7 protein-coding genes are annotated in these 7,891 nt (G+C 74.7%); 1 reads left to right on the top strand and 6 read right to left on the bottom strand.

All coding sequences use genetic code 11. The annotated features are described in order from the left end of the window. Positions 1-173: 173 nt before the first annotated feature. Genes ACFYOB_RS28580 through ACFYOB_RS28570 form a run of 3 tightly spaced genes read right to left on the bottom strand, consistent with a single transcriptional unit; the run spans position 174 to position 2,992 of the window. Entirely contained in the window at positions 174-914 is a 741-nt protein-coding gene (locus ACFYOB_RS28580; protein WP_388564254.1) for an SseB family protein, read from the bottom strand. Between the two features lie 21 nt (positions 915-935). Then, positions 936-2,195, bottom strand: coding sequence for a type VII secretion-associated serine protease mycosin (gene mycP / locus ACFYOB_RS28575; protein ID WP_388564251.1), 1,260 nt, complete (start codon positions 2,193-2,195; stop codon positions 936-938). Beyond that, on the bottom strand, positions 2,192-2,992 hold the full coding sequence (locus ACFYOB_RS28570) for a hypothetical protein (RefSeq protein ID WP_388564248.1): 801 nt from the start codon (positions 2,990-2,992) through the stop codon (positions 2,192-2,194). Before ACFYOB_RS28570 ends, mycP begins: the two co-directional genes overlap by 4 nt. A 161-nt stretch (positions 2,993-3,153) precedes the next feature. Between ACFYOB_RS28570 and ACFYOB_RS28565 the strand changes: the two genes are divergently transcribed. Next, positions 3,154-4,356: an amino acid deaminase/aldolase gene (locus tag ACFYOB_RS28565; RefSeq protein ID WP_388564245.1), complete on the top strand. Its 1,203-nt coding sequence runs from the start codon at positions 3,154-3,156 to the stop codon at positions 4,354-4,356. On the opposite strand, the gene ACFYOB_RS28560 is transcribed toward ACFYOB_RS28565, so the two are convergent. From ACFYOB_RS28560 to ACFYOB_RS28550, 3 genes are all read right to left on the bottom strand, one after another. Next, the gene (locus ACFYOB_RS28560) at positions 4,353-5,627 is read right to left on the bottom strand and encodes a haloacid dehalogenase-like hydrolase (RefSeq protein ID WP_388564242.1); all 1,275 of its coding nucleotides are present in this window, start codon (positions 5,625-5,627) and stop codon (positions 4,353-4,355) included. The genes ACFYOB_RS28565 and ACFYOB_RS28560 overlap by 4 nt on opposite strands. A gap of 79 nt (positions 5,628-5,706) precedes the next feature. Beyond that, positions 5,707-6,501: a 3-oxoacyl-ACP reductase gene (locus ACFYOB_RS28555; protein ID WP_328924820.1), complete on the bottom strand. Its 795-nt coding sequence runs from the start codon at positions 6,499-6,501 to the stop codon at positions 5,707-5,709. Positions 6,502-6,506: 5 nt separating this feature from the next. Next, on the bottom strand, positions 6,507-7,886 hold the full coding sequence (locus ACFYOB_RS28550; RefSeq protein WP_388564238.1) for an aldehyde dehydrogenase family protein: 1,380 nt from the start codon (positions 7,884-7,886) through the stop codon (positions 6,507-6,509). Between the last annotated feature and the right edge of the window lie 5 nt (positions 7,887-7,891).

Below are 7,891 nucleotides of genomic sequence, written 5' to 3'. Positions count from 1 at the left end.
TGCGCCCGGCAGCGGCGGGGCGGGGGGCCGGGCCATATCACCCCCGCCCGGTTCTCGGGTTGACCGCCCCCCCCCCCCGCCCCCCCGCGGGGGGGGGCCCCCGGGCGGGGGCCCCCCCGGCCGTCGTCATGTGAGCGGGATTGCGCGGGCCGCGGCCACGGACCCGGCCGTGGTCAGCGGCTGAACAGCGCCTCGCCGGGCGGCGCCGGAGCGTCCGCGGGCAGCAGCGCCAAGTCCAGCCCGCGCACCAGCCGACCCCGCAGCGTCGCGTCCGCCGCCAGGGCCTCGGCGACCCGGCGGGCCGCCGTCGCGGCCTGGCCGTCCGGGGTCAGCACGATCGCGAGGGTGCCGTCGGAGTCCGCGGAGCCCGGGCCCAGGTAGGCGCGCAGTACGGTCGCCTCCGCCGCCACGACGGCCCGTACGGCCTCCCGTACGGCCGGATCGGCGAGCGGGTCCGCGTCCGTGCGGCCCTCGGCCAGCGCGAGCAGCGCGGAGCCGGTCAGCTGGTAGGTGACCGGGCCGGCCAGGTCGAGGACCACGGTGTCGGCCTTCTCGTGCGCGGCGGCCGCCAGGGCCTGGTGCAGCGGGACCGCCACCGGCCGGGCGGCCGGGTCCCAGAGGGCGAGCGAGGCGATGGAGGTGAAGGCGGGCAGCGCCCGCCGGTCGCCCGCCCGGAGCGTCGGGACGGCCATGTCGCTGGTCTTCTCGCGCTTCAGGCCGGTCTCGGGGTCCGTCTCCACCTCGCCGAGGACGGCGACGACCGGGACCAGCAGGCGGGCGTCCTTCAGGGCAGCCAGTACCTGCGGTTCGTACCTACGGTCCGCGGCCCACGCGGCCAGGGCCGCGCTCAGCCGGGGGTCGGCCGAGCCGTCGTCGTCGGAGAAGCCCGGGTCGGGAATGTTCTTGTTCGCCATGTTCGCCACAGTTACCCGACCCTACTGTGCCGTGAGGAGCGGACGGCCACGGGTGCCCCGCCGCGGGCGCCTGGCCAGCACGGCGGCCAGCGCGAGCAGCGCCGCCCCGGCGGCCGCGGCCTCGGGGGCGCCCAGCCGGGCGTCCCGCTCTCGCGGGCGGGCCGGGTCGGGGCCGGGGCCGAAGTACCGGCGCCCGGCCGCGGCGGGCGCCGGTACCGGCGCCTGCGGCCGTATCGCCTCCGCGACCTGGAGGGCGGCGACGGGGTCCACCATCCCGTGGCCGCGGGCGTCGTCGCGGCCGCCGGCCGGGCTGTCGGAGGCGGTGTCCTCCAGCAGCTTCTTGACCTGGGCGGGCGACAGGTCCGGGTGGGCGGCCTTGACGAGGGCCGCGGCGCCGGAGACGAAGGCGGCCGCGGCACTGGTGCCCCAGCCCTCGTAGTACGAGCGGTCGGGGTCGGCGATGACGACGTCGACGCCGGGGGCGCTGACGGTGGCGTACCAGTTGCGGGTGGAGAACTTGGCCTTCCTGCCGCGGCGGTCGACGGCCGTGACGGCTATGACCCCCGGGTAGGCGGCCGGGTAGGAGACGCGGTCGCCGCTCTCGCCGCCGTTGCCCGCGGAGGCGACGACGATCACGCCCTTGGCGAGCGCGTACTGGACGGCCTCGTCCTCCCCCGCCTCGTGGTGGGCGGAGTCGCTGTCGTCGCCGAGGGACAGGTTGATCACGTCGGCCCCGTTGTCGGCGGCCCAGCGGATGCCGTCGGCGAGGGCGCCGCCCTTGCTGTCGCGGGCCTGGGCGCGGCCCGGGTCGCCCTCCTCCAGGATCACCCGGACCGGCAGGATCTTGGCCTGCGGGGCGATGCCGAGGACGCCTTGGCCGTGACCGGAGCCGTGGCCGTGCCCGGCGATGATGCTCGCCATGGCGGTTCCGTGCCGGGCCCAGGACCGGTCGCCGCGGCCGGCGCCCATGCCGATGAGGTCGGTGCCGCCGAGGACCTGGCCGGCGAGGTCGGGGTGGGAGTCGTCCACGCCGGTGTCGAGGACGGCGACGGTGACGCCGTCGCCGCGGGTGGTGCCCCAGGCCTCTTCTGCGCGCAGGGCCAGCAGGCCCCACTGGCGGTCGCGGATGACGTCGGCGGCGGCCGGGGACGCGGTGGCCGCCGTGAGGACGGCGGCGAAGGCCAGGGTGGCGGCGACGCGGGTGACGGCGGCCCGGACGGGCGCGGGGGTGCAAAGGCCGGTACGCGCGGCGTCGCGGCCCGGGGCCCGTCGGGGCGTCATCGGGCCTCCGGTGCGGGGGTGGCGGGCGGGGCGGCGAGGACGGACAGCCCGTCTCCGATGCGGTCGGCGACGGCCTTGGCCTCGTGGCCGAGGCCTGCCTGGGCGACGGCTCCCGTGGCGTCCTTCCTCATCGCGTCCTCCGCCGGGCGGGGCGCGTCCAGGACCCGGCCGTCGGCGAAGGCGGAGACCGTGTAGACGACGGCCGGGGCCTGGCCCTGTACGGACGCGGTCCAGGCGGCGCGCTGGGTGTCGGCGAATCCGTACGCGGGCGGAGCGGTGAACCGGCCGGTCAGGGCTTTCATCGCGGGGGCGTCGGCGGGTGTGAAGACCATGCCGACGGTGACGAGGAAGCTTCGTGTGGCATCCGTGTAGGTGGCGCGCAGCACGCGGGTGCAGCCGGTGGCGGCCAGCAGGCGCTGCCAGTCGGGGGCGAGCGCGGCGGGGCAGTCGGCGTCCGGGGCGAGCGCGATGCGGGTCCAGGTGCGGTCCGAGCCGCCGGGACCGGCCGTGGGGCCCGCGAGGACGGGCGGGAAGAGGTCGTCCACGGGGGCGGACCGCCAGAGCGACTCGGCCTTGCGGTAGGCGGCGCCGGCGGGCAAGGGGCGGTGCGCGGCGCGGTGTTCGAGCCAGGTGTCGGCTCCGGCGCCGCCGAGGAGGCCGATGCCGAGCAGGGCGCAGAGCGCGGCGGCCAGGACCCGTCCGGGGCGGCGGGGCGGTGCGGGCGAGGGCGGCGGGGCGGGGGTCGGGGGCGGATCGGGCTCGCCCAGGACCGCGGTCCGCGGTGTCGACGTGGTCATCCGGCGGCTCCGCCCCCCGTTCCGTACGGCTGCCTGCCCGTACTCTACGGGGTCGCGGGGCAGCGGCTCGGCGGTCCCCTGCGGGGGCTCGGCGGGAGCCGGGGCCAAGGGGGAGCCCCCGTGCCCTACCCATCGGTAGAGACCTCTGGCAAGCTCCCGCCATGAACTCCGCCGCCGCCGATCGCGCCCGGTACGACCGGGCGACCGCGCACCTGGACGCGCCGCTGGCCATCGTGGATCTCGACGCGTTCGACGCCAATGCCGACGACCTGGTGCGCAGGGCGGGCGGGAAGCCGGTGCGCGTCGCCAGCAAGTCCGTCCGCTGCCGTGCGCTCCTCGAACGGGTCCTGGCCCGGCCCGGGTTCGCCGGGATCATGTCGTACACGCTCGCCGAGTCGCTGTGGCTGGCCCGTTCGGGGTTCGAGGACGTGCTGCTCGCCTATCCGTCCGCCGACCGGGGTGCGTTCGCCGAGCTGGCCGCCGATCCCAAGCTGGCCGCCGCGGTCACCGTCATGGTGGACGATCTCGCGCAGCTCGACATCATCGAGCGGTCGCGGGGCGGTGGCGCCGAGGAGGTCCGGGTCTGTCTGGAGCTGGACACCGCCCTGCACCTGCTGGGCGGGAGGGTGCGGGTCGGGGCGCGGAGGTCGCCCCTGCGGGAGCCGGGTGAGCTGGCCGAGCTGGCCCGTGCGGTCGCTGCCCGGCCCGGGTTCCGGGTGGTCGGGCTGATGGCCTACGAGGGGCACGTCGCCGGGGTCGGGGACGCGCTGGCGGGCCGGCCGCTGCGGTCCCGCGCGATCCGGTTCATGCAGAGCGCGGCGCGCAGGGAGCTGGCGGCACGTCGGGCCGAGGTGGTGCGGGCCGTGCGCGCGGTGGTGCCCGACCTGGAGTTCGTCAACGGGGGCGGGACCGGCAGCGTGCAGCAGACCGCCGCGGAGGACGCGGTGACGGAGATCGCCGCCGGTTCGGGGCTGTACGTGCCCCGGCTGTTCGACAACTACACCTCGTTCAGCGGGCGTCCGGCCGCGCTCTTCGCGCAGCCGGTCGTACGCAGGCCCGGTGTGGGTGTGGTGACCGTGCTGGGCGGCGGGTATCCCGCCTCCGGTGCGCCCGGCGCGGACCGGCTGCCGGTCCCGTACCTGCCGGAGGGCCTGCGCTACGACCCGCAAGAGGGCGCGGGCGAGGTGCAGACCCCGCTGCTCGGCAGCCCGGCCGACGATCTGCTGATCGGCGACCGGGTGTGGTTCCGGCACGCGAAGGCGGGCGAACTGTGCGAGCGGTTCGACACCTTGCACCTGGTGGAGGGCGACCGGGTGACGGCCACCGCCCCGACGTACCGGGGCGAGGGCCGCACGTTCCTCTAGTGCACCGAGTCCGTCTGGTCCGGGATGACGCTCAAGTCACCGCGCAGGACCGGGCCCTTGGTGCCGTCGTGGTCGACGTAGCCCGTCGTGGCGCACGGGTAGGGTCCGGTCTTCTGCTTCTTGGGCTCGATGAACATCGGGTTGACGATCCACCGGCCGTCGCTGTTGTCGTACGCCCGGCACATCAGCTCGTTCTTGTTGCGGTTCACGACGAGGCGCAGGGCGGTCGCGTCGCGCAGGAACGAGACGTCGGTGTCGGAGTCGCCCGCGGCGAACACCTGGCGGCGGGCGGCCGGCTGGACCTTCTCGGCCGCCGCGCCGCGCACGCCGAAGATCTCCTTGTTGATCCAGCAGCGCTTGCCGTCGATGTACGTGATCATCGTGTCGGCGCCGTCCCCGACGGATCCGCAGCCCTGGAGGTGGGGGGTGAACTTCCCGCCGTGCGTGGTGGTGTTGCGGATGCCGATGACGTGCTGCGCGTCGATGCCCACGCCCTTGGCCCACACCTCGACGACCGGCTGCGGCGAGGCCGAGCTGATCCAGACGTCGAAGCCGGCCTTCCGCAGGGCGGAGATCAAGTCCTTCTGCTGGTCGTAGTAGCGGACCCACCCGGTGACGGCGGTGCTGCCGACCTGCTGCGCGGTGCCTATGGGCGCGGCGAGGTTCTCGGTGCGGGCGGCGGCGGCGAAGCCGCGGATCTCGTGGGCGGTCCAGCCCTGCATGAGCTGGGGGAGCCAGGCGTAGGCGGGTTCGGTCGTACGGCGGTCCCAGCCGGCGAAGGCGGCGGCGCCGGCCTTGGTCGCGGCGGTTCCGTAGACGGCGTTGATCTCGTCGGCGCAGCGGGTGCCTTCCGGTGTTCCGGTCGGCAGCGGGGCGCCGGGGCTGGCGAGCGTGCCGCAGGCGTCGGCCAGCGCGGTGGCGGCGGCGGGTGTGAGGTGGCGGCTGGTGGTGGACCAGTCCCCGCGGGCGGGCTGGCGGATCCTTCCGTTGCGCAGCAGCCAGAACATGGTGGCGTCGCCGACGTCGTTCTTGACGACGGTGTTGTCCCAGTCGAAGACGGCGACGGGCTTGGTCCGGCTCGGCCGGTACGGGTCGCAGCTGCCGTACCGGTCGATGAGCTGCTGGAGACGGGCCTGGTTGTCCCCGTACCAGCCGGCCCCGACGGCCGGCCGGGGGCAGGGGGTCTGGCCCGCCTGGGCCGGCGGTGCCAGGAGGAGGCCGGAGCCGGTGACCGCCATGAGGGCGAGGGGGGCCGCCCACTTTCTCTGCATGCTGCTCCTCGGGGAATCGGAAAGGGGACAGCCGGGCGCCTCGCGGCGCCCGGCTGGTGTGGATGTGGACGGGGAGGGCCTACAGAGGGGTGACGTAGGCGCCCGAGATGCCGCCGTCGACGAGGAAGTCGGTGGCGTTGATGAAGGAGGAGTCGTCGCTGGCGAGGAAGGCGACGGCGGCGGCGATCTCGGTGGGCTCGGCGAAGCGGCCCAGCGGGATGTGCACGAGGCGGCGGGCGGCGCGCTCCGGGTCCTTGGCGAAGAGCTCCTGGAGGAGCGGGGTGTTGACCGGTCCCGGGCACAGGGCGTTGACGCGGATGCCCTCGCGGGCGAACTGGACGCCGAGTTCGCGGGACATGGCCAGGACGCCGCCCTTGGAGGCGGTGTAGGAGATCTGCGAGGTGGCGGCGCCCATGATGGCCACGAACGAGGCGGTGTTGATGATCGAGCCTCGGCCCTGGCGCTGCATGTAGGGGAGTGCGGCCTTGCAGCAGAGGTAGACGGAGGTGAGGTTGACGTCCTGGACGCGCTTCCAGGCCTCCAGGCCGGTGGTGAGGATGGAGTCGTCGTCCGGGGGCGAGATGCCCGCGTTGTTGAAGGCGATGTCGACGGAGCCGTAGGTGTCGAAGGCGGTCTTGAACAGGGCCTCGACCTCCTCGGGGCTGGTGACGTCGACCTTCACGAAGGTGCCGCCGACCTCCTCCGCCGCGGCCTTGCCGGCCGTCTCGTCGATGTCGCCGCAGACGATGTTGGCGCCCTCGGAGGCCAGGCGGCGGGCGGTGGCGAGACCGATGCCGCTGCCGGCGCCGGTGATGACGGCGGTGCGGCCGACCAGTCGGCGGCAGATGATCTCTTCAGTGGTCTGACTGGACATGGTTTTCAGGCCTCCGTGCTGATGAAGACGTTCTTGGTCTCGGTGAAAGCGGTGAGGGCGTCGGGTCCGAGCTCGCGGCCGAGGCCGGACTGCTTGTAGCCGCCGAAGGGGGTCCAGTAGCGGACGCTGCTGTGGGAGTTGACGGACAGGTTGCCGGCGGCGACGGCGCGCGAGACGCGCAGCGCACGGCCGATGTCGCGGGTCCACAGGGAACCGGAGAGGCCGTACTCGGTCGCGTTGGCCAGGCGGACGGCGTCGTCCTCGTCCTCGAAGGGCAGGACGACGGCGACCGGGCCGAAGACCTCCTCGGCGGCCACGGGCGCCGTGGGGGCAACGTCCGTGACGAGGGTCGGCGGGTACCAGAAACCGGGTCCGTCGGGGGCGGTGCCGCGGATCGCGGTGAGGTCGTCGGTGACGTAGGACCGTACGCGCTCCAGCTGCGGCCGGGAGATCAGCGGGCCCATCTGGGTCTTCTCGTCGGACGGGTCGCCGACCCGCACCGATTCGATGCCGGGGGCGACCAGCTCCAGGAAGCGGTCGTACGCGGAGCGCTGTACGAGGATCCGGGTGCGGGCGCAGCAGTCCTGGCCGGTGTTGTCGAGGAAGGCCATGGGGGCGGCGGCCGCGGCGGCTTCGAGGTCCGCGTCCGCGAAGACGATGTTCGGGCTCTTGCCTCCGAGTTCGAGGGTGACGCGCTTCACCCGGTCGGCGCACTTGGCCATGATCTGCTTGCCGACGCGGGTGGAGCCGGTGAAGACGATCTTCGCGACGCCGGGGTGCTCGACGAGCGCGTCGCCCGCGACCGCCCCGTGGCCGGGGAGCACCTGGAAGAGGTGTTCGGGGATCCCGGCTTCGAGGGCGAGTTCGGCGAGGCGCAGCGCGGTCAGCGGTGTGGTCTCGGCGGGCTTGAGGATGACGGCGTTGCCCGCGGCGAGGGCCGGGGCCAGGCCCCAGGCCGCGATCGGCATGGGGAAGTTCCAGGGGGCGATCACGCCGATGACGCCGAGGGGTTCGAGGAAGGTGACGTCGATGCCGCCGGCGACGGGGATCTGGCGGCCGGAGAGCCGTTCCACTCCCCCGGCGGCGAATTCGAGCAGGTCGCGGACGTTGCCCGCTTCCCAGCGGGCGTTGCCGACGGTGTGTCCGGCTTCGCGGACCTCCAGCTGGGCCAGCTCCTCGATGTGCCCGTCGACGACCGCGGCGAAGCGGCGCAGCAGCCGGGCGCGGTCGGCGGGTGCCGCCGCCGCCCAGCCGCGCTGGGCGGCGGCGGCTCGGGCGACGGCGGCGTCGACATCGTCCCGTGTGGCGGCCGGGACGATGGCGACGGTTTCCTCGGTGGCCGGATTCAGCACTCTCAGATCGAGTGGGGCCAGCGCATCGGTCACGTGGT

It is taken from the genome of Streptomyces sp. NPDC006463 (assembly GCF_042870715.1).
Taxonomy (GTDB): domain Bacteria; phylum Actinomycetota; class Actinomycetes; order Streptomycetales; family Streptomycetaceae; genus Streptomyces.
Note: the sequence above shows the minus strand (reverse complement) of the source record. Positions and strands in the feature narration are given on the sequence as shown.

Coding starts and splice junctions, on each gene's coding strand:
- ACFYOB_RS28580 (WP_388564254.1), bottom strand. CDS start 914: ATGGCGAACAAGAACATTCCCGACCCGGGCTTCTCCGACGACGACGGC.
- mycP (WP_388564251.1), bottom strand. CDS start 2,195: ATGACGCCCCGACGGGCCCCGGGCCGCGACGCCGCGCGTACCGGCCTT.
- ACFYOB_RS28570 (WP_388564248.1), bottom strand. CDS start 2,992: ATGACCACGTCGACACCGCGGACCGCGGTCCTGGGCGAGCCCGATCCG.
- ACFYOB_RS28565 (WP_388564245.1), top strand. CDS start 3,154: ATGAACTCCGCCGCCGCCGATCGCGCCCGGTACGACCGGGCGACCGCG.
- ACFYOB_RS28560 (WP_388564242.1), bottom strand. CDS start 5,627: ATGCAGAGAAAGTGGGCGGCCCCCCTCGCCCTCATGGCGGTCACCGGC.
- ACFYOB_RS28555 (WP_328924820.1), bottom strand. CDS start 6,501: ATGTCCAGTCAGACCACTGAAGAGATCATCTGCCGCCGACTGGTCGGC.